Source organism: Agrobacterium sp. YIC 4121, from assembly GCF_002008205.1.
Taxonomy (GTDB): domain Bacteria; phylum Pseudomonadota; class Alphaproteobacteria; order Rhizobiales; family Rhizobiaceae; genus Agrobacterium; species Agrobacterium leguminum.
Genome location: NZ_MRDI01000002.1, coordinates 1 through 20,225 on the forward strand (window position 1 = coordinate 1; position 20,225 = coordinate 20,225).

21 protein-coding genes are annotated in these 20,225 nt (G+C 61.7%); 6 read left to right on the top strand and 15 right to left on the bottom strand.

Annotated elements, in window-relative coordinates; all coding sequences use genetic code 11:
* Positions 1 to 220 precede the first annotated feature (220 nt).
* The 4 genes from BTE54_RS03900 to BTE54_RS03915 all read right to left on the bottom strand — a co-directional run bounded on the left by BTE54_RS03900 (position 221) and on the right by BTE54_RS03915 (position 3,459).
* On the bottom strand, positions 221 to 529 hold the full coding sequence (locus BTE54_RS03900) for a Dabb family protein (protein WP_003522330.1): 309 nt from the start codon (positions 527 to 529) through the stop codon (positions 221 to 223).
* A gap of 58 nt (positions 530 to 587) precedes the next feature.
* Positions 588 to 1,226 (bottom strand): hypothetical protein, encoded by a 639-nt coding sequence (locus tag BTE54_RS03905; RefSeq protein WP_078051550.1) that lies wholly within the window; start codon positions 1,224 to 1,226, stop codon positions 588 to 590.
* A 449-nt stretch (positions 1,227 to 1,675) separates the two neighbouring features.
* Complete coding sequence (locus tag BTE54_RS03910) at positions 1,676 to 2,935, bottom strand: DNA-packaging protein (RefSeq protein ID WP_198939064.1); 1,260 nt, start codon at positions 2,933 to 2,935, stop codon at positions 1,676 to 1,678.
* The gene (locus BTE54_RS03915) at positions 2,932 to 3,459 is read right to left on the bottom strand and encodes a hypothetical protein (RefSeq protein WP_078051551.1); all 528 of its coding nucleotides are present in this window, start codon (positions 3,457 to 3,459) and stop codon (positions 2,932 to 2,934) included. Before BTE54_RS03915 ends, BTE54_RS03910 begins: the two co-directional genes overlap by 4 nt.
* A 434-nt stretch (positions 3,460 to 3,893) precedes the next feature.
* Between BTE54_RS03915 and BTE54_RS03920 the strand changes: the two genes are divergently transcribed.
* Complete coding sequence (locus tag BTE54_RS03920; protein ID WP_198939068.1) at positions 3,894 to 5,534, top strand: alpha/beta-hydrolase family protein; 1,641 nt, start codon at positions 3,894 to 3,896, stop codon at positions 5,532 to 5,534.
* A gap of 23 nt (positions 5,535 to 5,557) precedes the next feature.
* Here BTE54_RS03920 and BTE54_RS03925 read toward each other — a convergent pair whose 3' ends face one another.
* Positions 5,558 to 6,397 (bottom strand): SDR family oxidoreductase, encoded by an 840-nt coding sequence (locus tag BTE54_RS03925; RefSeq protein WP_078051553.1) that lies wholly within the window; start codon positions 6,395 to 6,397, stop codon positions 5,558 to 5,560.
* Between the two features lie 142 nt (positions 6,398 to 6,539).
* On the opposite strand from BTE54_RS03925, the gene BTE54_RS03930 reads away from it, so the two are divergent.
* Positions 6,540 to 6,908, top strand: coding sequence for a helix-turn-helix domain-containing protein (locus tag BTE54_RS03930; RefSeq protein ID WP_078051554.1), 369 nt, complete (start codon positions 6,540 to 6,542; stop codon positions 6,906 to 6,908).
* A gap of 198 nt (positions 6,909 to 7,106) precedes the next feature.
* On the opposite strand, the gene BTE54_RS03935 is transcribed toward BTE54_RS03930, so the two are convergent.
* Positions 7,107 to 7,538, bottom strand: a complete 432-nt coding sequence (locus BTE54_RS03935) for an Lrp/AsnC family transcriptional regulator (protein WP_003522324.1) — start codon at positions 7,536 to 7,538, stop codon at positions 7,107 to 7,109.
* Positions 7,539 to 7,681: 143 nt separating this feature from the next.
* Between BTE54_RS03935 and BTE54_RS03940 the strand changes: the two genes are divergently transcribed.
* The gene (locus BTE54_RS03940) at positions 7,682 to 8,782 is read left to right on the top strand and encodes a saccharopine dehydrogenase family protein (RefSeq protein WP_078051555.1); all 1,101 of its coding nucleotides are present in this window, start codon (positions 7,682 to 7,684) and stop codon (positions 8,780 to 8,782) included.
* A 173-nt stretch (positions 8,783 to 8,955) separates the two neighbouring features.
* Here BTE54_RS03940 and BTE54_RS03945 read toward each other — a convergent pair whose 3' ends face one another.
* Positions 8,956 to 10,416, bottom strand: a complete 1,461-nt coding sequence (locus BTE54_RS03945; protein WP_078051556.1) for a protein adenylyltransferase SelO — start codon at positions 10,414 to 10,416, stop codon at positions 8,956 to 8,958.
* 168 nt (positions 10,417 to 10,584) lie between these two features.
* Here BTE54_RS03945 and BTE54_RS03950 point away from each other — a divergent pair, with 168 nt between their 5' ends.
* Both BTE54_RS03950 and BTE54_RS03955 read left to right on the top strand, forming a co-directional pair.
* Entirely contained in the window at positions 10,585 to 12,300 is a 1,716-nt protein-coding gene (locus BTE54_RS03950) for a glycoside hydrolase family 32 protein (RefSeq protein WP_121490404.1), read from the top strand.
* Between the two features lie 68 nt (positions 12,301 to 12,368).
* A complete protein-coding gene (locus tag BTE54_RS03955) occupies positions 12,369 to 12,542 on the top strand; it encodes a hypothetical protein (RefSeq protein WP_078051557.1) in 174 nt (57 codons plus the stop codon).
* On the opposite strand, the gene BTE54_RS03960 is transcribed toward BTE54_RS03955, so the two are convergent.
* Positions 12,533 to 13,942: an MFS transporter gene (locus BTE54_RS03960; protein WP_198939069.1), complete on the bottom strand. Its 1,410-nt coding sequence runs from the start codon at positions 13,940 to 13,942 to the stop codon at positions 12,533 to 12,535. The genes BTE54_RS03955 and BTE54_RS03960 overlap by 10 nt on opposite strands.
* Positions 13,943 to 14,134: 192 nt before the next feature.
* Between BTE54_RS03960 and BTE54_RS03965 the strand changes: the two genes are divergently transcribed.
* Positions 14,135 to 14,383 (top strand): hypothetical protein, encoded by a 249-nt coding sequence (locus BTE54_RS03965; RefSeq protein ID WP_078051558.1) that lies wholly within the window; start codon positions 14,135 to 14,137, stop codon positions 14,381 to 14,383.
* Here BTE54_RS03965 and BTE54_RS03970 read toward each other — a convergent pair.
* The 7 genes from BTE54_RS03970 to BTE54_RS04000 all read right to left on the bottom strand — a co-directional run bounded on the left by BTE54_RS03970 (position 14,380) and on the right by BTE54_RS04000 (position 20,156).
* The gene (locus tag BTE54_RS03970) at positions 14,380 to 14,742 is read right to left on the bottom strand and encodes a KluB (protein ID WP_078051559.1); all 363 of its coding nucleotides are present in this window, start codon (positions 14,740 to 14,742) and stop codon (positions 14,380 to 14,382) included. The genes BTE54_RS03965 and BTE54_RS03970 overlap by 4 nt on opposite strands.
* Entirely contained in the window at positions 14,732 to 15,001 is a 270-nt protein-coding gene (locus BTE54_RS03975; RefSeq protein ID WP_065654203.1) for a type II toxin-antitoxin system ParD family antitoxin, read from the bottom strand. Before BTE54_RS03975 ends, BTE54_RS03970 begins: the two co-directional genes overlap by 11 nt.
* A gap of 76 nt (positions 15,002 to 15,077) precedes the next feature.
* Complete coding sequence (locus tag BTE54_RS03980) at positions 15,078 to 15,278, bottom strand: heavy-metal-associated domain-containing protein (RefSeq protein WP_065654204.1); 201 nt, start codon at positions 15,276 to 15,278, stop codon at positions 15,078 to 15,080.
* A gap of 53 nt (positions 15,279 to 15,331) precedes the next feature.
* Positions 15,332 to 15,754, bottom strand: a complete 423-nt coding sequence (gene cueR / locus BTE54_RS03985; RefSeq protein ID WP_078051560.1) for a Cu(I)-responsive transcriptional regulator — start codon at positions 15,752 to 15,754, stop codon at positions 15,332 to 15,334.
* On the bottom strand, positions 15,751 to 18,333 hold the full coding sequence (locus tag BTE54_RS03990) for a heavy metal translocating P-type ATPase (protein ID WP_198939065.1): 2,583 nt from the start codon (positions 18,331 to 18,333) through the stop codon (positions 15,751 to 15,753). The genes cueR and BTE54_RS03990 overlap by 4 nt, the downstream gene beginning before the upstream one ends.
* A gap of 348 nt (positions 18,334 to 18,681) precedes the next feature.
* Positions 18,682 to 19,506 carry a class D beta-lactamase gene (blaOXA, locus tag BTE54_RS03995; protein WP_065654207.1) on the bottom strand — a complete coding sequence of 275 codons (825 nt, stop codon included), beginning with the start codon at positions 19,504 to 19,506 and terminating at the stop codon, positions 18,682 to 18,684.
* A gap of 170 nt (positions 19,507 to 19,676) precedes the next feature.
* Complete coding sequence (locus BTE54_RS04000; protein WP_065654208.1) at positions 19,677 to 20,156, bottom strand: YcgN family cysteine cluster protein; 480 nt, start codon at positions 20,154 to 20,156, stop codon at positions 19,677 to 19,679.
* Positions 20,157 to 20,225: the final 69 nt, after the last annotated feature.

The following is a 20,225-nucleotide window of genomic DNA, read 5'->3' on the forward strand; positions in this document are numbered from 1 at the left end:
AAACCCGCCACCAGACAAACCCACAAACCAAAACCAGATGGCCTTCCAATGGCCGCAAATTTAAACCGGACAGTAGTGGGCCTGTCCCGAGCATCTGCAACGTCTCGATTTTATTGGACGTGATCAGATCCTCGGGACAAGCCCAAGGATGACGTCGCGCGTGAGGCACCTTGTCCGCACAACGGCAATATCTCATGCCGACTTCGGTGAAACCGGACGTTTACCGGATCGGCGCTTTCACCGCCGTATCGCTGTCGAAATCGGCGGCAACGCGGGTCTCGCGCAGCGGCTTTACCGTGCGGGTCGAGAGGTCATAAGCCGGATCGGCCTTATAAGCGGCGAGCGCCGCCTCGTTTTCGAACTCGCCATAGACGATGAAATCGACCGAATTGCCCCATTGGTCCTTCTTCACGTTCTCGCCGATTTCCAGCTTCAGCGAATGCGGTATCGCGGTCAGGCCGGAAAGCCCCCTGCGCACGGCGTCGCGGTTTTCCTCGGGAACGGTGAAAAAGACGATATGGCGGATCACGGTGTCACCTGTCATGCAGAATTCGGAGGCAGCCTTTTCGGCACCGGGTAACGGGTTATCATCTGCCCCGCTTGGGTTCAATCCGCGCCGCGACAAGCGCGTGATGAAATGCGCGCCCGTAACCGCCCACCAGCCGCGCCCGGTCGCTGCCATTGATGATGGCGCGGGCGCCGTCCCAATCTTCGCACCTGTCGCTGAAGAAATCGGAGAGCCTGCGGCCGGTAAAACCGCCGCCCGCCATGCCGTGGATCAGGATCGCGGTGGCCACCTCCGCCTCCATGGCGCGCTCGGGCCGTTCGAGGAGATCGACGCCGGTCAGCGCCGACATGGCCTCGTAATTGCGCCGATGCGTCAGCTGCACGAAGCCGCGCCCCAGCCAGCTCTTACCCTCCGTGTCCGGCCGCCAATAGGGCTTGCGCACCATGGGCAGCCTGCCCGCCGCAAAGGCGCGGTCGAGCCTTGCCATCGCCTCGGCATCGCTCGCCGCCAATGTCTCGCGCACCGGCTGCATGGTCGCCGCCGTCTCGTGAAAGGCCGTCGCCAGCATATAGGCGAGCCAGCGCGGATCGCCGCCCGGCATCGACTTTTCAAATCCTGCCAGCATCGTTTTCGTGCCGGCAAGCTGGGCCGCGCGCAGGCGACCGCCGAAAATGGAAATCCGCGCCGACGCGAAGAATCGCGCCTCGTCATAGGCCATGATGGCTCCTGAAAATGATGGGCAATGCGACGCCCGGTTTTTTCCACATGCAGGCCGCCGGAACTAAATCGATTTGAAAAAACCTTAATCGATTTTAATCCGCGCCCCGGGGTTTTGGGGTAAAAAATTCCTTGAATTTCGGAACCTTAGCGCGCTAACTCCATTCACCGCGCAATCCTGCAGCGTTAACCATTCAAGGAGGAATGCCACCATGACAGCGACAATCCCCCAGACCGTTTATGACCGTCTCGAAAACGAGTGGCGCCAGATGCGTGAAACCGGCTCCCAGCCGAAACCGGCGCAATCCCCGAAGAAATAATATCCGTCAGACGCCCGAAATGGGCGTTGACGATGCCTCACTTTTCTTCTCCCCGGCGGGGAGAAGAAACCGGGGGCATCCGCTCGGCCCGCAATTGGCTCTCCTTCGCGGGAGCCAATAATCAGCCACCTCACATCCCCCGCACTTTCGGTTCACTCACCACCATCGTCGTCAGCGCTGTTATCGCCCAGACGAGCGCATCCAGCCTGTCCGGCGAGCGCCCGGAGGATAGGCCGTCAGGCCCGAAATCGGTCATCTGGTCTTCCAGCTTTTCAAACCGCGCGGCGTGGCGCACCCTGCCCTGTTCGTAGAGTGCCGCAACCGGCTCGGCGCGGGTGAACTTGCCGCGGCTCGCCCGCACCAGTGTCAGCGGCAGGTTGGCATCGATGCTCTGCAGCATGGCGCGCACCATCTCGCCGCCCTGATTGACCTCCGCCACCACCCGGTCAGCCTCGTGGCGGCGAAAGGCGGCGACCGCGGCGCGGGCCCAGCCGGCCGGCGTTTCGCCCTCCACCGAACAATCCGCCAGCACGTTAAGACGCCCGGACATGCCAAGCCCCGCCACGACGATGCCGCAGCAGGAATGTTCGCCGACGCCGGCGGGCGGGTCTACCGCCACCACGATTCGCGCCAGCGGCTCATGCGCCTCTTCTATGATCGCTTCCAGATCGGCGCGTTTCCACAGCGCGCCCTCGCGCTCGTCGATCAATTCACCGCCGATTTCCTGACGCCCCAGCCGCGTGCCACCGTAACGGTCCTGCATGGCTTTGAGAAAACCGGGCGAGAGATTGCGCGCATTCATGGCCGTCGGCATCCGCGCCACCCGTGTCGCGGGATCGGCGAGAAGCGCCTTCAGCAAAGGAATGGGCCGTGGCGTGGTGGTCACCAGTTGCCGGGGCGTTTCACCCAGACGCAGGCCGAATTGCAGCATGTCCCAGGTTTCCTGCGGATACTTCCATTTGCCCAGCTCATCCGCCCAGGCCATGTGGAATTGCGGGCCACGCAGACTTTCCGGGTCTTCCGAAGAAAACACCTGCGCCATCGCGCCATTCGGCCAGAGGAGCCGCCGGCGCGATACCTCGAAGGCGGGGCGATGGCGGCGGGCGATGCGGCAGATGCCGGAAATGCCGTCGATCATCACCTCCCGGGCGTCACCCAGCGTTTCTGCCACGAGCGCGATGCGCAAATCCGACTGCTTGCCGGCGGATGCGACACGATGCACCCATTCCGCCCCGGCGCGGGTCTTGCCGGAACCGCGCCCGCCGATCAGCAGCCATGTCCGCCAGTCTCCCTCCGGCGGTTGCTGCGGCAGGTTGCCGATGAAACGCCAGTCACGCAGGAGGTTGAAGACCTGCGCCGGCAGATGGGGTCCGGTTGGCATATCCGTCATGTGTCGGTTTCTGCGGATGCGCTGCGGGCGAGATCGACCTCCATCTTCGCGCGGCATTTCTGTTCAGCCAGTTCGTCGATGCGGTTGAGGAAATGCGCCACCGCCGCTTCGTAATCCCCGGCCTCGGTTTCGTCTTCGCTAGAAAAAGCTTCCCTCTCTTCCGCCAGCACCCGTTGCAAAGCGTCGATCCGCTCCAGCGTGCGGACGATCAGCGAGAGCTGGTCCGTCGCAGCCTTCACATCGGCGCGCGCCAGCTTGCCCGAAGCATCCTCCGCCGTCGCCAGAAAGGCCGCTTCGCTCGCCTGGCGGAGATTGCGGTACAGGCAGAACTGCTCGCGCATCTCCTCCGTCAGCTCGTTCAGCAATTGCCGCAGGCTGCCATTGCGCGCCGCATCTTCGGCAGCCAGCCTGTCGGCCCGCGACTTCGTCTCCGGTGCGGCTTCAAGCGCGTCCTCAGCCGCATAGGCGGGCGTTTCCGGCCAGACGCCGTAGAGCGCCGGATCGCAATTGTGAGACATTGTCATGGAATTGGCCTGAGATGGGAAATGGGTACGGGATGCACGCGGTTCATTTGCGGGCGGCGCCTCTCCACAACCCTCATTCCTGTGCTTGTCACAGGAATCCAGTCGACGCGCGTCTGCGCGGCCGAAGGAGTCTTTTCAGCCCAAGGACTTGGGCTGGCTGGATTCCTGTGACAAGCACAGGAATGAGGGAAGAGAGCAAAGCCTTGTTATTTGTAAAATCCAGCGCTCTGATATTTTGAATTAACCCAGCCGCAAATCTCCGACCGTAGCCAAACACTATCAAACGACCGTCACGCTGTAAAGGATTATTTTCCTATTTTTGTGATTTTTATCCTGCCCGCAGGATTTGCACCCTCGTCCGTCACATATTACACTCCGCACCACGCGGTGAGTACAAGGGGCAAGTCAAGTTGGTGAAACAATGGGTTGAGCGGTTGTTTGCAGGTCTTTCGGCAACCGGCATCGTCTTCGGCACTATCCTGTTCTGTGCTTCGCTCACGCCCTCGCTCCTGCCGCGCACATGGCTGATGCAGGGGGTGCTGTGCGGCTTTTCCTTCGCCATCGGTTATCTGATCGGTGTCGCTTTGCACGCCATCTGGGCCTATCTGGAGCTGCCTGAACCTTCACGCCACAATGTGCGCGGCATTCGTTTTCTCATTGCGCTTGCCGCCGCCATCACGGCAATCGCGTTTTTATGGCAGGCGAAGGATTGGCAGAATTCCATCCGCGTTTTGATGGAGCTCGATCCGCTGCCGAGCGCCCACCCCACCAAGACCGGCGGCCTTGCGGTGCTGGTCGCCGCCATCCTCATCGGCGCCGGCCGGCTGTTCCAGCTTATCCGCCGGTTCTTTGCCGCGCGCAGCCGCCATTTCCTGCCGCGCCGCCTTGCCAATGTGCTCGGTATCGCGGTGGCGATCATACTCTCCTGGATGCTGCTCAATGGGCTGATCTTCGATATCGGCCTCAGATTTGCCGATTCCTCGCTGAAGCAGGTGGATGCGCTGATCGAACCAGATGTGCCGCGCCCGTCAGATGCGCTCAAGACCGGCAGCAGCGCCTCGCTGATGACATGGGAATCGCTCGGCCGACGCGGGCGTGAATTCGTCGCCGAAGGTCCGGCGGCCACAGAGATATCCGCCTTCACCCATCGCCCGGCAAAGGAGCCGCTCAGGGTCTATGCGGGCCTCAACTCGGCGTCGACGCCGGAAGAAAGAGCGGCCTTGGCGCTGGAGGAACTGAAACGGGTCGGCGGTTTCGAGCGCAAGGTGCTTCTGGTGGTCATTCCCACCGGCACCGGCTGGATCGACCCGGAAGCGCTCGATACGGTCGAATATCTGCATGACGGCGATATCGCCAGCGTCGCCGTGCAATATTCCTATCTCTCGAGCTGGATCGCGCTGCTGACGGAGCCGGATTACGGTGTTGAGACGGCGCGCGCTTTGTTCGAGGCCGTCTACGGTTACTGGACCACGCTGCCGAAGGAAACGCGGCCGAAGCTTTACCTGCATGGCCTCAGCCTCGGTTCGCTCAATTCGCAGAAATCCTCGGATCTTTACGATGTGCTCTCCGATCCGTTCCAGGGCGCGCTGTGGAGCGGACCGCCCTTTTCCAGCCCGACATGGCGCATGGCCACCAATGGCCGGGTGAAGGGCACGCCGGAATGGCTGCCGCGTTTCCGCGATTCCTCCGTCATCCGCTTCGCCAACCAATATACGACCGCGCATATGCCCGATGCGAAATGGGGACCAATGCGGATCGTCTATCTGCAATATGCCAGCGACCCGATTACCTTCTTCGAGGCCGCCTCGCTTTACCGGCGGCCGCAATGGATGGCGCATCACGGGCCTGACGTTTCCACATCCTTCCGCTGGTTCCCGGTCGTCACCCTGCTGCAGCTCGGCCTCGATGTCGCCGCCGCAACCACCGCGCCCATCGGTTATGGCCATGTCTATGTGCCGGAACATTACATCGATGCATGGACGGAAGTAACCGCGCCAGGCGGCTGGAACCCCGAGGAGATCCAGCGGCTGAAGATGTTCTTCAAGGCCCGCCGCGGCTCCACCGATCCGGCGTAAACGCAGCGGGCTCGCTTTGAGCCTCAGCCCTTCAGCCGGTCCAGATTGTCGGCGATATAGGTCTCGAGTGAACGCGGCGCATGGCCGGTGAGCGTTTCGACATCGCCGGTCACCACCGCTGTCCAGCCTTCACGCACGGGATAAAAGATCGAAGCGAGGAAGGAGGCGTAGTCCTGCGGCACGCCCGCACCGGTGAGGATGCCGATGAAGACCTCATCCGAAACGGCGGCGTAGGACACCGGCTTGCCGATCGCCTGCGATATCAGCGCGGCCGCTTCGCCGTAACCGAAGGCCTTCGGACCTGTCAGGTTGAAAGCCTTGCCGTTAAAGGCGTCAGAGGTCAGGGCGGCGGCGGCGCTGTCGGCAATATCGCGGACGTCGATGAAGCTCGACTTGCCCTCGCCGGCCGGCACGGCGATCTGGCCGTGATCGATGCCGGCCTTCCAGTAGCTGTGGAAATTATCGGCAAACCAGTTGGGGCGCAGGATGACGTAAGGCGTGCCCGAAGCGATGATCTTTAGCTCGATCTGGCGATAGGGAATGGAATCGTCGGCATCGACGCCGAGGACGCTGAGGAACACGATCTTCACCTTGCGGCGCGCCGCCTCCTCGACCACAGGCGTCAGCGCGTCGATGGCATCCAGACGCCCGCCCGCAAGGAGAAGGAACAGACGGTCAACGCCGTCGAAGGCATCCGCATAAGTCGCTGCGTCGGTATAATCGAAACGCACCCCTTCCACGCCGCCCGTGGCCTTGCCGCTACGCGACGCGGCCTTCACGCTTTCCCCCCTGGAAAGCAGCGTTTTCACCAGCGGCGTGCCGATGGTGCCGGTGGAACCGATTACGAGTATCTTGCCTGTCATCTCAAATCTCTGTAGTATCTAATGGAAACCATGTTTCGAAAACACAGGTACTGCGTTTGCGAAATCATGAAAAGAGAGCACTTTTCAGTTATCTGGTTTCCTTTCGGAAACCGGCATGGCCCTGAAACGACGGAACAAACCCATGGAACGTATCTATGACGTCTATGAAGACCGCTGCCCCACCCGCATGGTGCTGGACAGGATCGCCGACAAATGGGCGCTGCTGATCCTCGACCGGTTGCGGGTGGAGGCGGTGCGCTTCAATCTGCTGCGCAGGGAAATCAAGGGCATTTCGCAGAAGGTCCTGTCGCAGACGCTGAAGAAGCTCGAGCGCGACGGGCTGATTTCGAGGCAGGTGTTCCCGACCGTGCCGGTGACGGTCGAATATTCGCTGACGCCGCTGGGGCGGACGCTGACCGACACGGTGGCGGCGCTTGCCCATTGGGCGGAGGGGAATATCGAGGCCGTGATGGCGGCGCAGAGGGCTTATGATGAGCGGGCGGTGGTTTAGATCGAGGCGCGGCATACCCACGCGCCCCTCATTCCTGTGCTTGTCACAGGAATTCAGCCAGCCCAAGTCCTTGGGCTGAAAGGACTTTTCTCGCCGCGCAGACGCGCGTCGGCTGGATCCCTGTGACAAGCACAGGGATGAGGAGGAAGAGAGCGTCCAGAATAACAGTCAGCGCTGCGCCTGCCGCGGGCCCACCCCCTACCGCGAAATCCGCGTCGACAGAATGATCGACGACAGCGTTCGCTCCACGCCGTCAAGCGCGCCGATCCTGTCGATCAACCGGTCGAGGTCGAGGATCGAAGGCGCGGCCAGAATGGCGATGAGGTCGAAGGTGCCGCTCACCGAATGCAGCGTCGTCACCTCCTTGATGGCGGCAAGCGCCGCCGTGACGCCGGGCAGCGCCTTCGGCCCGATGGTGATCAGCACATGGGCGCGCACCAGCCCGGAAAGATAGCTTTCCGAAAGCCTGAGGCCGTAACCCGCGATCACCCCGTCCGCCTCCAGCCGCTCGATGCGGGCCTGCACCGTGGTGCGCGAGAGGCCGAGTTTGCGCGCCAGCTCCGCCACCGGCATGCGGGCATTTTCGGAAAGCAGGGCGAGCAGCGCCCGGTCCTTGTCTGCAATCGTCATAGTGACCAATCCTGTCGTCTTATTGCCAAATATTAACCCGCTATCCGCACATAGTGAAGCTGCGAATCGTCAATAAAAACTGGCATTCTGTTTTTGAAGCGCATTCGCGCTAACAGATTTGCATTCACTGCGGGGAACAAAACATGAAAAACATTGTCGTCATCGGCGCGGGCAATATCGGTTCGGCCATCACCTGGATGCTGGCGGCCACCGGCGATTATCGCATCACCGTCGCAGACCGTTCGGCCGATCAGCTGGCCAATGTGCCGGCGCATGAACGTGTCGATACCGAAATCGTCGACATCACCGACCGTCCCGCTCTGGAAGCACTGCTGAAAGGCAAATTCGCCGTGCTTTCCGCCGCCCCCTTTCACCTGACGGCAGGCATTGCCGAAGCGGCCGTTGCCGTCGGCACGCATTATCTCGATCTCACCGAAGACGTCGAATCCACCCGCAAGGTCAAGGCCTTGGCAGAAACGGCCGGGACGGCGCTCATTCCGCAATGCGGCCTCGCCCCCGGCTTCATCTCCATCGTCGCTGCCGATCTCGCCGCCAGGTTCGACAAGCTGGACAGCGTGAGGATGCGCGTCGGCGCTCTGCCGCAATATCCGTCCAATGCGCTCAATTACAACCTCACCTGGAGCACGGACGGGCTGATCAACGAATATATCGAGCCCTGCGAAGCGATCGTCGAAGGCCGCCTTACCGCCGTTCCGGCGCTGGAGGAACGTGAGGAATTTTCGCTTGACGGCGTCACCTACGAGGCCTTCAACACCTCGGGCGGGCTTGGCACGCTCTGCGCCACGCTGGAAGGCAAGGTGCGGACGATGAATTACCGCACCATCCGTTATCCCGGCCATGTGGCGATCATGAAGGCGCTCTTGAACGACCTCAACCTGCGCAATCGCCGCGATGTGCTGAAGGACCTGTTCGAAAACGCCCTGCCCGGCACCATGCAGGATGTGGTCATCGTCTTCGTCACCGTCTGCGGCACCCGGAACGGCCGTTTCCTGCAGGAAACCTACGCCAACAAGGTCTATGCCGGCCCGGTTTCCGGCCGGATGATGAGCGCCATCCAGATCACGACCGCCGCCGGCATCTGCACGGTTCTCGATCTGCTCGCCGAAGGCGCCCTGCCGCAGAAGGGCTTCGTGCGACAGGAGGAAGTGGCGCTATCGAAATTCCTCGAAAACCGGTTCGGCCACTATTATGGCGCGCATGAGCCGCTGGCGCGGGTTGGGTGAGAAAGAGCAACCGGGCGAGAGAACATCTCCTCCCATTCCTCCGTCATACCGGCCTCGAGCCGGTATCCAGCCAGCCCAAGTCCTTGGGCTGAAAAGGCTTCTCTCGCCGCGCAGACGCGCGGCGGCTGGATGCCGGATCAAGTCCGGCATGACGGCGAGGATTGACGAACCCGTTACGTCCCGCAAAACGTTCTGAACACCCGCTCATGGCTCATCGGCGGCTGCATATAGACGAAGTTGTCCGGCCGCTCCTCGAAAGGCGTGGCGATTGCCCTCAGCATGGCGTGGAATGGCTCGAAATCCCCCTCTTCCACCGCTGCCTCTATCAGTTCCTCGATGCGATGGTTGCGCGGGATGATGGCGGGATTGACGGAGAGCATCGCCGCTGATCGTTCGGAATCCAAAATCCCCTCGCGGCCGGCTCTTTCCCGCCAGCGCGCCAGAAATTCGTCCGCCCCGGCAATATCGATGAACATGCCACGAAACGGTTCGGCATCGCCATTGGCCGCATGGGAAAGGCGCCGGAAGGTCAGCGTATAATCCGCCTCCGATGCCTGCATCAGCGCCAGCAGCGCCTGCACCAGATCGATGTCGCCCTCTTCCTCCGTCGTCAGGCCAAGCTTTTCGCGCATGCCGGCAAGCCAGCGTTTCGGAAAGGCGGCGGCGAAATCGGCGAGAACGGCATTGGCGAGTTCGGCGGCTTTTTCCACCTGCGGATCGAGCAGCGGCAACAGGCATTCCGCCAGCCTTGCAATGTTCCATTGCGCGATGCCCGGCTGGTTGTTGAAGGCATAACGGCCCTGCGCATCGATGGAGGAAAAGACCTTGTTGGGGTGATATTCATCAAGGAAGGCGCAGGGGCCGAAATCGATGGTTTCGCCGGAGACCGCCATATTGTCAGTATTCATCACGCCATGGATGAAACCCACCATCATCCAGCGGGCGATGAGGTCGCATTGCCGTTGCGCTATGCCTTGCAGCAGGGCGAGGTAAGGATTGTCTGCCTCTTTCGCCTCGGGATAATGACGGTCGATCACATAGTCAGCGAGGTTTTTGATCCCTTCCTCATCCTCGCGCGCCGCGAAGAACTGGAACGTGCCGACACGGATATGGCTTGCCGCAACGCGGGTGAAAACACCGCCCGGCAGGCCGACTTCGCGCTGCACCCTCTCGCCGGAGAGGACAGCCGCCAGCGCCCGCGTGGCGGGAATGCCGAGTGCAAACATCGCCTCCGACACGATATATTCGCGCAGCACCGGGCCAAGGGCCGCGCGCCCGTCGCCCCGGCGCGAAAACGGCGTCGGGCCGGAGCCCTTGAGCTGGATATCGCGGCGCTTGCCGCTCCTGTCGATCACCTCGCCGAGCAGAATGGCGCGGCCATCGCCGAGCTGCGGCACGAAACCGCCGAACTGGTGGCCGGCATAGGCCATGGCCAGCGGCTCGGCCCCCTGCGGCACGACATTGCCGGAAAAGATCGCCACCAGCCTTTCATCGTCAAGGCCGGCCACATCGAGAAGGAGTTCATCGGCCAGCCCACGATTGAAGGCGATGAGCCGCGGCGCCTTCACCGGCGTCGGCAGCACGGCGGCGCTGAACCGTTCCGGCAGGCGGGCATAGGAATTGTCGAATTTCATCACGGGTAAACTCCCTGCTTTGCCCCTATATGGGGCCGGAAGGCGGCGGATGCGAGCGATAAATGCCCAACCTGCGCGATCGCCTCATTCAATTTTGCGCAATGAACTTTCCCGCGCCATCATCGTTCCTATTCTTGACCCGCAGAATGCCCAAGGAAAGGAAAAGCAATGAGCGTCGTTGAAGCCGTAGCCGAGCCGGAAAGCGCCATCCGCACCATTCACACCGATCTGCCCGTCAACGCCACCTTCCATGTCTGGCTGAAAGCGAAGAAAGATGCCGAGCCGGGTGCCGTCTCCTTTTCCAATCAGAATGGAAAATTTGCTGAGGTTTCAAGCGTCAACACGGAAGAGTTCAGTTTTCGAATCTATCAGGTTTTCGGCGGCGGCCATGTGGAGCTGAGTTACGACACGGTCACGACCGCCGTTTCCGTCATCTACTGGTTCACGGCGTCGGATGTGCTGGAAACCGGCATCACCGTCGTCCATACCAAGCCGGACAATGCCGCACCGGAGCTTCCCGGCAGCTATCACTTCCGCCCGCCTTTCGGCTGGATGAACGACCCGAACGGTTTCGGTCGCTTCGAGGGGCGGCCGCATCTGTTTTATCAGCATTATTCGCACGGGCTGCGCTGGAACACCATGCATTGGGGCCATGCCGTCTCCTCGGATTATCTGCGCTGGCGGCACTTGCCGATCTTCCTTTTCCCTTCCGAGGATCTGACGACACGGCCAGACAAGCGCGGCGGCGCCTATTCCGGCTCCACCATTCCGCTGGTGGAAGGCACGGGCATCCGCGTCTTCTTCACCGAGCAGGTGCAGGATCGCATTCCCGAACAGCAGATACAGCTCACAGCCACCTCCTCCGATCTCATCATGGCCGGGCAGGCCGAAGTCATTCTCGGTACTCGCCCGGACGGACAGGGGCTGACGCCGGATTTCCGTGACCCTTACGTCTTTCGCGGCCCTGATGGTCTTTGGAAAATGGTGCTCGGCAGCCAGAGCGATGGCGGCGGCGTCATCCTGCTTTACGAGACGCTGGACCCCACCGCCGCATCGGGCTGGACCTATGTGGGCAAGCTGTGGGTGGAAACGCGTTATAAAACCACAGCCATCGAATGCCCCTGCCTGCTGCCGCTCGATGGTCCTGCCAATGCCCGTTCCACCCGCTGGGTGCTGATCTATGGGCTGATGCATTCGGAAGACCCGGAAACCGGCCGCAAGAACCTCACCATGGCCGATGTCGGCTGGTTCGACGGCAAGGTCTTCACCAAGGAATCCGGGCAGGAACTGGATTTCGGCACCGACAATTACGCCTTCCAGGCCTTTCTGGATGGCGACAGCATCATCGGCATGGGCTGGCTGGCCAATTGGGCGGATGCCAATCCGGAGATCGATTTTCCCACCTCCATGACGCTGCCGCGCCGGATTCACTATGCAAACGGCGAGCTTTTGACCCCGCCCATCGGTGCGGCGGAAAGCCTTCGCAGCCATATTCTCGACCGCACGCGGCTGGCCGCCGGCGAACGCATTACCTTCATCAACGGGGCGGTGGAAATATTGTTCGAGCTTGCCTCACCCGGCGCGCCCTTCGAACTGGAGCTCGATCATCCGGCGGTGAGGCTGGGCGTCGTTTCCGATGAAACGGGCCTGTGGATCCGCCACGAGGACGGGCGCGACGGCCCCTCGCCGCATTATATCGCCAAAGGAGCGAGGGCATCCCGCATCCGCATCTTTCTCGATTACGGCTCCATCGAAGTCTTCGCCAATCGCGGCCGATATGTGGGCACCAAGCGCCTCGAAGGTTTCGAACCGGTACGCTCGGCGCTGCTGAAGGCCGCCCCCGGTGCGGTGGTGCATGCCACCAGCTGGGCGCTGAAACCGTGAGGAACCTTTTGACGGATTGGGCGGTTGATAGACCGAAACCGCCCATTCCACGGATAAGGAGAAACGGCATGACCAAAATCCGCGACACCAGCGATCCGATCCTGTTTCCCACCGAAGCCAATGAAAACAAGGCCGAGAAAAAACGCGCCGGCAAGGGCATCGTCGTCATCATCGGCGCGATCGCGATCATGGCCTTCGTCGTTTACCTGGCGGCGATCACCATCGCCACCACTCAGTCCTGACGGCGGCGGATGAGCCGCCGTTCGCCCCGCAACCCGCTGGCGGTCATGATCGCCAGCAGCGATACGAGCACACCCAGCCCATAGAGGTAAACCATCGGCATCGTCACATCCGCCCGCTCGATCTGCCCTACCAGATCGGTCGCAGCGGCGACGGTGCCGCTGGCGCCCGCACCGGCGGCGGCGCCCAGCGTCGCGACTGTCGGCAGCAGCGCCCCCGTCATCTTGCGTTCCTCTTCCGGCGCGGCCTCCATGGCGGCCTGGCTGATGCCGGCCCATGACATGCCGAAGGCAGAGCCTATCAGAATTTGCCCGATGAGCATTTCTCCCCAGTTGCCGGTCGCAAGCCCGAGCCCCAGCAGCGCGCAGCCCGGCACCATCTGGTAAGGGCCGTAATGCAGGCAAATCTCGCGAAGGCGGGCAGAACGCAGGCTGCCGATCAGCATCGCCACGAAGCTCCAGGCAAGCGGCATCGTCACCACGATGAAACCGGCAAAGGTCGGTTCATGCCGCCAGAGATTGATGGCGACATAAGCGAGATAGACGCTGCCCAGCGCATGGGCATAGGACATCAGGAACAGCACCCAGAAACCGCTGCCGAGCACCGTCTTCAGCCGAAAGGAATCCTTCGGGAAAAGACCGATTGAAGGCCGGATGCCCGCACGCAGCGAAGCCCACAGCATCGCCGCGCCCACCAGCAGCGAAAGGGCGCGCAGGCTCGCATCCTCGAAGGCGGAAGGCGCGGAGAACGCCAGGGCGCCGACAAGGCACAGAAACAGCGGCACCAGCGGTTTGCGCGTCGCCGCCACCGGCCGCTCGGCGGACACGGCAATGGTGGTATAGGCCAGAAGCAGCAGGATCAGAGGCGCCGACAGCAGGAAAGTAGCGCGCCAGGAGATGTGTTCGGTGGCGAAACCGCCGGTCAGCGGGCCGATGAAGGAGGCGACCGCCCAGATCGCCGCCTCGATGGCGAAGACCTTCGGCAGCAGGCCGGAGCGGAAACCGGCGGGAATGAGGCTGTAGCAAACGGCAACGATCAGCCCGTCCGCCAGTCCCTGCAGGGCACGTCCGACGACCACCCACAAAAAGTCACCGGCGATTGCCGAGAGGACCGAACCGAAAGAAAAAATCAGGCAGCAGAGAAGCAAAACGACGCGTGCGCCAAAACGCTCGCGAAACAGGACGGCGGTGACGCCGCCCGCGACGGAGCCGACGAAATAGAGACTATAGGCCCAGCTATAAAAGGCAGCGCCGCCGATTTCGTTGACGGCCACGGGCAAGGCCGTCACCACCGCGAACTGATTGAAAGCGTGCAGGCCGATACCGGAGGAAATGACGGTCAGAAGCGAGAGATTCGCCCCGCTCAGCAATTCGCTCCAGCCGTTTTTCTCCGTCATTTCCATACTCGACAAAGCCGTATCCTTTCCATTTTTTCGGTTACGGCAGGCAAACTAGAACCTCAAGCGCCATTGAGGTCAAGACGGCTTTTTCACGCAATACAGCCCGACGGAATTCAGTTACGGAATTCAGCGGCGGCAGGAACCCTTCGCGCCTCCGGGCCGTTTGTGCAATGAACGGACAGAAAGGACACCGTCATGGACCGCGAGAAAATCCTGCCCCGCAACGAAGACGCCATGGATGAGGACCTCCTCGATCTCGATATCGACGCCCTTCCCGCCAAGGGAGAAATTCCGCAATCCATCGAACAGGAAATCGAGGAAGAAGAGGCAGAGAGCGAGGACGATCCCTATCAGGAAAGCGACGAAGCCCTGCCCGACGATGCCGAGGAACGGGTGATCGACCGCAACCCTTCGCGGGAAGGCGGGGCTTTCGACGAGGTTTAGGGAAGATTCGGGGTGCGACGGGACAGGCGCGTGAGCATATGGCGCAGATGATCCTGCCCGCCGAAAAAGACCGCGAGAATACGCACGGTCTTTTCACCCTCATCGACATCGAAATAAAAGACAGCCTGATTTTTCGTTACCCGGCGAAGGCCGGGCAATATTTCAGGCAATAATGTCCCCTGAAAAGGCGCTTTGTGAAGCGCTTCCATATCCGCTTCAATTGACCCCACGCGTCGCGCAGCGCGCGCAAAAGCCCCCGGCAAGGCGTCGCCAAGGTCGAGATAGGACTGGATGAGATGGTCGAGAATGAGGCCGAGGTCCTGATCCGTCTGTGTCGAGCGCAGGACCTTAAAGGCCATAACCGGCCTTCTTGGCCGCGATCATCGCTGCCGTTCTTTGCTTGCCCTCTTCCACGGAGACGAAGTCGCCCTGCCGTCGCTCGACCAGCAAATCACGAAGCGCGGCAAGTTCGGCGTCCTTCAGTTCCGTTTCCTGCCGAAGCAGTTCCAGCCCTCGCTGGACGACGGCACTGAGGCTGGCATAACGCCCTTCCTCCACCAGCCTGCGGGCGAAGCTATCCTGCTGATCGGAGATGGAAACTGACGCCTTGACGGACATTGTGGCACTCCCTTAACAGGAAAGATAATGCTACTCAGTAGCACATCGTTCCCACTCATTCCAGCAACGAGACGCTTCAGCCCGCCCGTTCCGGCGAATAACCGGCTTCGCGGATCGCCGCTTCCGCAGTTGCGGCATCGCCCATAACCGTCAGTCTGTGGGCATCGAGGTCGATGCTGACGGATGCGCCGGGAAGAGCCTCCGTGAGAGCGCCGCGCAGCGTCTTTTCGCAATGGCCGCAGGTCATGTCCGGAATGAGGAAGGTGGTTGCACTCATGGTTTTCTCCTTATCGCCGGTCGCGATGTTCTCGCACCGGCCGTCATTAAAGGTCAGTGGGTTCGCGCGCGTCTGGCGTCGGTCTTATCCGCGCCCGCGAGATCGTCGAGGATGGGACAATCGGGCCGGTGGTCGCCGCCGCAGCAATGGGCGAGATGGGAAAGCGTCTTCACCATGCTCTTCATCTCGGCGATCTTCTGTTCGAGATCGGCGATATGGACGAGCGCGATTTCCTTGACCGCCGAACTTTCGCGGGTCTTGTCCTGCCAGAGTTTCAGCAGCGTCTCGGTTTCTTCCAGCGAGAAACCGAGCGTGCGCGCCCGCTTGATGAAGCGCAGATTATGCACGTCCTGTTCGCCATAGACCCGGTAATTATTGCCGGTGCGGGCGGCCGGCGTGATGAGGCCGATCTGCTCGTAATAACGGATCATCTTGGCGGAAACGCCCGATGCTTCCGATGCCTGGCCGATATTCATGACGTCACCTCCCGATGGGCCACCTTCGCCCGTTTCAACCGCAGCGCATTGGCGAGAACGAAGACGCTGGAGAGCGCCATGGTGCCCGCGCCGATCATCGGCGATAGCGTGATGCCGAAGGCCGGATAAAGCACGCCCGCCGCAACCGGTATCAGCGCCACATTATAACCGAAAGCCCAGAACAGGTTTTCCTTGATGTTGCGGATGGTCGCCCGGCTCATTTCGATGGCGTTGACCGTGCCGAGAAGATCGCCGCCGACCAGCACCACATCGGCGCTTTCGATGGCGACATCCGTGCCGGTGCCGACAGCGATGCCGATATCGGCCTCGGCCAGCGCCGGCGCATCGTTGATGCCGTCTCCCACGAAGGCCAGCACCTTGCCGCCTGCGCGCATCTCGTGGATCGCCTTCACCTTGCCCTCGGGCAGCACTTCGGCCACCACGCGGGAAATGCCGACCTGCCGGGCTATTGCATTCGCCGTACGTTCATTGTCGCCCGTCACCATCGCCACTTCGATGCCCATCTCCTGCAACGCCCTGATGGCCGTCACACTCGAGGGTTTCAGCGGATCGGCAACCGCAATCGCGGCCGCCAGCCTGCCGTCGATGGCGGCATAAAGCGGCGTCTTGCCCTCGTCACCCAGCCTTGCGGCGGCCTCAGCGAAGACATCCACGGAATGGCCGAGTTTCGCCATGAACCGATCCGCGCCGACTTCGACCCTGCGGCCATTGACGGTGGCGGCGATGCCGTAACCCGTCACGCTTTCGAAGTTTTCGACGGTCGCAGGTTCGAGTCCTGCAGGGGTCGCAAGCTTCTTTTCTTCCGCAGCCCGGACGATGGCTTCGGCAATCGGATGTTCCGAACGGCCCTCGACGGCGGCGACGAGCGCCAGCACCTCGTTGTCGGCAAACCCTTCCGCAACCACCAGATCAGTCAGTTCCGGGCGACCCTTGGTCACGGTGCCGGTCTTGTCGACCACGACGATCTCAGCCGAGCGCAGCTCCTGTAGCGCCTGTCCCTTGCGGAACAGCACACCCAGCTCCGCCGCCCGGCCGGTGCCGACCATGATGGATGTCGGCGTGGCGAGACCCATGGCGCAGGGGCAGGCAATGATGAGCACCGCGACCGCATTGACCAGCGCGAAAGTATAGGCGGGTTCGGGACCGAAGATCGCCCAGACGATGAAGGTCAGCACCGCGATAGCGATGACAACGGGTACGAAGAGCGCGGTGACGCGGTCCACCAGCAACTGAATGGGCAGCTTGGAGCCTTGCGCCTCCTCCACCATGCGGATGATCTGCGACAGCATGGTATCCGCGCCCACCTTGGTTGCCTTGAACTTGAAGGCGCCGGTCTTGTTGATGGTGCCGCCGACAACCGTTGCGCCGACCGTCTTTTCCACCGGCACCGGTTCGCCGGAGATCATGGATTCATCGACATAGGAGGAGCCTTCGACGACTTCGCCATCCACCGCCAGCCTTTCGCCGGGGCGGATGACGACGATATCGCCGGCCACGAGGTCTTCGGGGGAAATATCGATGGTAGCGCCGTCGCGCTCCACCCGGGCGGTCTTCGCTTGCAGGCTCATCAGCTTGCGGATGGCGTCTCCCGTGCGGCCGCTGGCACGGGCTTCTAGAAGCCGTCCGGTCAGGATCAGCGTGACGATGACGGTTGCCGCTTCATAATAGACGAACTGCGCCTCTTCCGGCAGCAGGTCGGGCGCGAAGGTGACGACGACCGAATAGAGATAGGCCGCCGTCACACCCAGCGCCACCAGCGAGTTCATTTCCGGCGCGCCGCGCAGCAGAGCCGGGAAACCGGTCTTGAGGAAACGCAGGCCCGGTCCAAAAATCACCGCCGTCGCCAGCGCGAAATAGACGTAATAGAGGTTCTGCGTGTCGATGATGCCCATCAGCCAGTGATGCATCGGCTCATAAAGATGGCCGCCCATTTCCAGCACGAAAAGCGGCGCGGTCAGGATCGCGGCGATCGTCAGGTCGCGTTTCAGCGCGCCCTCTTCGCCGGCATGCTGCATATGGTCGTGGCCGCCGGCCTCGCCCGCCGCCATCTGGCCGTGGCCCTGATGATGTCCGTGGTGCTGGCCGTGACCGTTGTGGGCGGAATGGTCGTGCGGCGCCGGCGTCTTCAGCACGAACCCGGCAAGCTTTGCCGTTTCCACAAGCGCATTCCGTTCACGCCGGCCGCCAATCGTTTCCACGGAGGCCTTGCCGGAGGCCGCATCGACCTTGACGGCGACTGTGGTGGCGACCGCTTCCAGAACGGCCTTCAGCCGCTCGGCCCCAGCCTCGCCCCGCAAGCCTTCCACCGCAAATTCGTGACGTTCCGGCGCGATATCGTAACCGACCTTCTTGATGGCGGCGCCAAGCGTTCTGGCAGAAAAACCTTCGGCCGGCTCGACGGTGAGCTTCTTCGTGGCGAAGTTCACGGAACTCGACATGACACCCGGCACTTTGGCCGCGGCCGTTTCCACCCGGCGCACGCAGGAAGCACAGGTCATGCCTTCCACGGGAATGGAAACCGGTTCATGTCGATGGGCGTGTTTGACTGTCTCGTTCATGGGAAATCCCCTTTCGAGACCCTATGTAGAGATTCCCATGATGGGAAGGTCAAGGGAAGCGGAAACTTTTTGTTGAACACACAATCGTGAATGCAGCGGGCTTCTTGTTGCCGCCAGCTGACGGACACCTAATAACCACGCTATCTCGGTCCATAGCGTTCACATTTCCATGCGCCAAGATATCACCCTCATTCCTGTGCTTGTCACAGGAATCCAGTCGACGCGCGTCGGCGCGACGGGAAGAGTCCTTTCAGCCCAAGGACTTGGGCTGGCTGGATCCCTGTGACAAGCACAGGGATGAGGGAAGGAGCACGTCGCAAAAACTACGCTTTTATGAGATGCGTGCAGCTACCGATGCACGGCCAGCCGGGGAATATCGCGCAGGAAGGCATCGCGCACGGCGGGGCCGAGCGGCTCGTCGGACGGTTTGTCGGAAACGCGCAGTCTCGCAAAGACGATGTGCTGGCCTTCGCGCTCTGCCCAGCCGACGAACCAGCCGAAGGGGCGGTTGCGGTCGGGATTGCCCTTTTCGTCGCGCATGTAGCCCGTGCCGGTCTTACCGTGCACCGCCCAACTTTCCGGCGCATCGAAGACCGGCACGATTGCCCTCGTCTTCGCCTGCGCATCGCGCGAGACGGGCAGATTGCCGGCCAGAAGGCGGCGGAGAAAGCCGACCTGTTCCACCGGCGAAACCGTCAGCGACGATCCGAGCCAGGAATGGGTCAGGCCGTTGTTCTTGCCTGGCTCACCGGAAACATCGGCATTGCCGTAACCGAGGCGCTTCACATAGGCGGCGAATTTTTCCGGGCCGAGGCGGCGGGTGATTTCACGCGAATACCACAGCACCGAATCCTGCTCCCATATCGAGGGATCGACCGTCTTGCGGTCGGATGCGCGCGCCTCCGTGCCGGGTTTCCAGTCCCAGGCGGGCGTCTTTTCATCCTGAAGAATGCCGGCGTCGTAACCGATCAGCGCCAGCGGCACCTTGAAGGTGGAGGCCGGCGCCACGCGCTGATCGCAGGCGCCCTGCTGGTTGATGATGGCGCCGGTCTCGATGGAGGTGACCAGCGTGCATTCGAAAGCCTGGGGCTGTTGCTGGGCGTCAGCGGAAAACGGCAGGAGCCCCGGAAGGGCGAGGCATGAAAGAACGATGGCGGGCAGCCGATAGCGCATGCGTTTTGATGTCCCTCGTCCGCTTTTGCGGATCATTTGCCGGAATGGCCGGAAGCTGTCTTTGATTTCAGACAAGTCGTACCCCGCAACCGTGACACGCTTTCGGGCGACACTGCCTTAAGGGAACGATGGGGCAGGAATAGGACCAAAACGAAAATAGACGTTTTCCGTCACATCCGTTCCTTTTCGCCTGCCCTCTCACCCACTGTCAGGGGCCAGTCGACCACATAATCCTCGAAGTCGTCAACATCCACATCGGCCTCGCTGACGGTGCGGCCGCGGGCGGAAATGCCGGCCTGATGCACCGTTTCCGTATCGCCGGAAACGAGATAGTGCCACCAGTACAGATCCTTGCCGTCGCGCACCAGCGCATAGGCGCATGTGGGCGGCAGCCAGCCGATCTCATGCACCTTCTTCAGGTCCAGCTGAATACAGTCCGGCACGGTGGCGCGGCGGTTTTCGTAATCGGAGCATCGACAGCTCTCGCCGTCGAGCAGCACACAGCGAACCGAGGTGAACACCACTTCGCCGGTGTCCCAGTCCTCCAGCTTGTTCAGACAGCACAGGCCGCAGCCGTCGCACAGGCTTTCCCATTCCTCACCGGTCATCTCCGTGAGTGATTTGGTTTTCCAGAACGGCGCGTCATTCATCGTTAACATTTCCGTTTCATTTTGATCTCTTGGACGGGAGTGTTTAACCGGTCCCTAATCCTTTATATC

Excerpts from the sequence above, each read along its gene's own strand:
- BTE54_RS03905 (WP_078051550.1), bottom strand. The coding sequence starts at position 1,226 with ATGGCCTATGACGAGGCGCGATTCTTCGCGTCGGCGCGGATTTCCATT.
- BTE54_RS03910 (WP_198939064.1), bottom strand. The coding sequence starts at position 2,935 with ATGACGGATATGCCAACCGGACCCCATCTGCCGGCGCAGGTCTTCAAC.
- BTE54_RS03915 (WP_078051551.1), bottom strand. The coding sequence starts at position 3,459 with ATGACAATGTCTCACAATTGCGATCCGGCGCTCTACGGCGTCTGGCCG.
- BTE54_RS03925 (WP_078051553.1), bottom strand. The coding sequence starts at position 6,397 with ATGACAGGCAAGATACTCGTAATCGGTTCCACCGGCACCATCGGCACG.
- BTE54_RS03930 (WP_078051554.1), top strand. The coding sequence starts at position 6,540 with ATGGAACGTATCTATGACGTCTATGAAGACCGCTGCCCCACCCGCATG.
- BTE54_RS03935 (WP_003522324.1), bottom strand. The coding sequence starts at position 7,538 with ATGACGATTGCAGACAAGGACCGGGCGCTGCTCGCCCTGCTTTCCGAA.
- BTE54_RS03940 (WP_078051555.1), top strand. The coding sequence starts at position 7,682 with ATGAAAAACATTGTCGTCATCGGCGCGGGCAATATCGGTTCGGCCATC.
- BTE54_RS03945 (WP_078051556.1), bottom strand. The coding sequence starts at position 10,416 with ATGAAATTCGACAATTCCTATGCCCGCCTGCCGGAACGGTTCAGCGCC.
- BTE54_RS03950 (WP_121490404.1), top strand. The coding sequence starts at position 10,585 with ATGAGCGTCGTTGAAGCCGTAGCCGAGCCGGAAAGCGCCATCCGCACC.
- BTE54_RS03955 (WP_078051557.1), top strand. The coding sequence starts at position 12,369 with ATGACCAAAATCCGCGACACCAGCGATCCGATCCTGTTTCCCACCGAA.
- BTE54_RS03960 (WP_198939069.1), bottom strand. The coding sequence starts at position 13,942 with ATGGAAATGACGGAGAAAAACGGCTGGAGCGAATTGCTGAGCGGGGCG.
- BTE54_RS03965 (WP_078051558.1), top strand. The coding sequence starts at position 14,135 with ATGGACCGCGAGAAAATCCTGCCCCGCAACGAAGACGCCATGGATGAG.
- BTE54_RS03970 (WP_078051559.1), bottom strand. The coding sequence starts at position 14,742 with ATGGCCTTTAAGGTCCTGCGCTCGACACAGACGGATCAGGACCTCGGC.
- BTE54_RS03975 (WP_065654203.1), bottom strand. The coding sequence starts at position 15,001 with ATGTCCGTCAAGGCGTCAGTTTCCATCTCCGATCAGCAGGATAGCTTC.
- BTE54_RS03980 (WP_065654204.1), bottom strand. The coding sequence starts at position 15,278 with ATGAGTGCAACCACCTTCCTCATTCCGGACATGACCTGCGGCCATTGC.
- cueR (WP_078051560.1), bottom strand. The coding sequence starts at position 15,754 with ATGAATATCGGCCAGGCATCGGAAGCATCGGGCGTTTCCGCCAAGATG.
- BTE54_RS03990 (WP_198939065.1), bottom strand. The coding sequence starts at position 18,333 with ATGAACGAGACAGTCAAACACGCCCATCGACATGAACCGGTTTCCATT.
- blaOXA (WP_065654207.1), bottom strand. The coding sequence starts at position 19,506 with ATGCGCTATCGGCTGCCCGCCATCGTTCTTTCATGCCTCGCCCTTCCG.
- BTE54_RS04000 (WP_065654208.1), bottom strand. The coding sequence starts at position 20,156 with ATGAATGACGCGCCGTTCTGGAAAACCAAATCACTCACGGAGATGACC.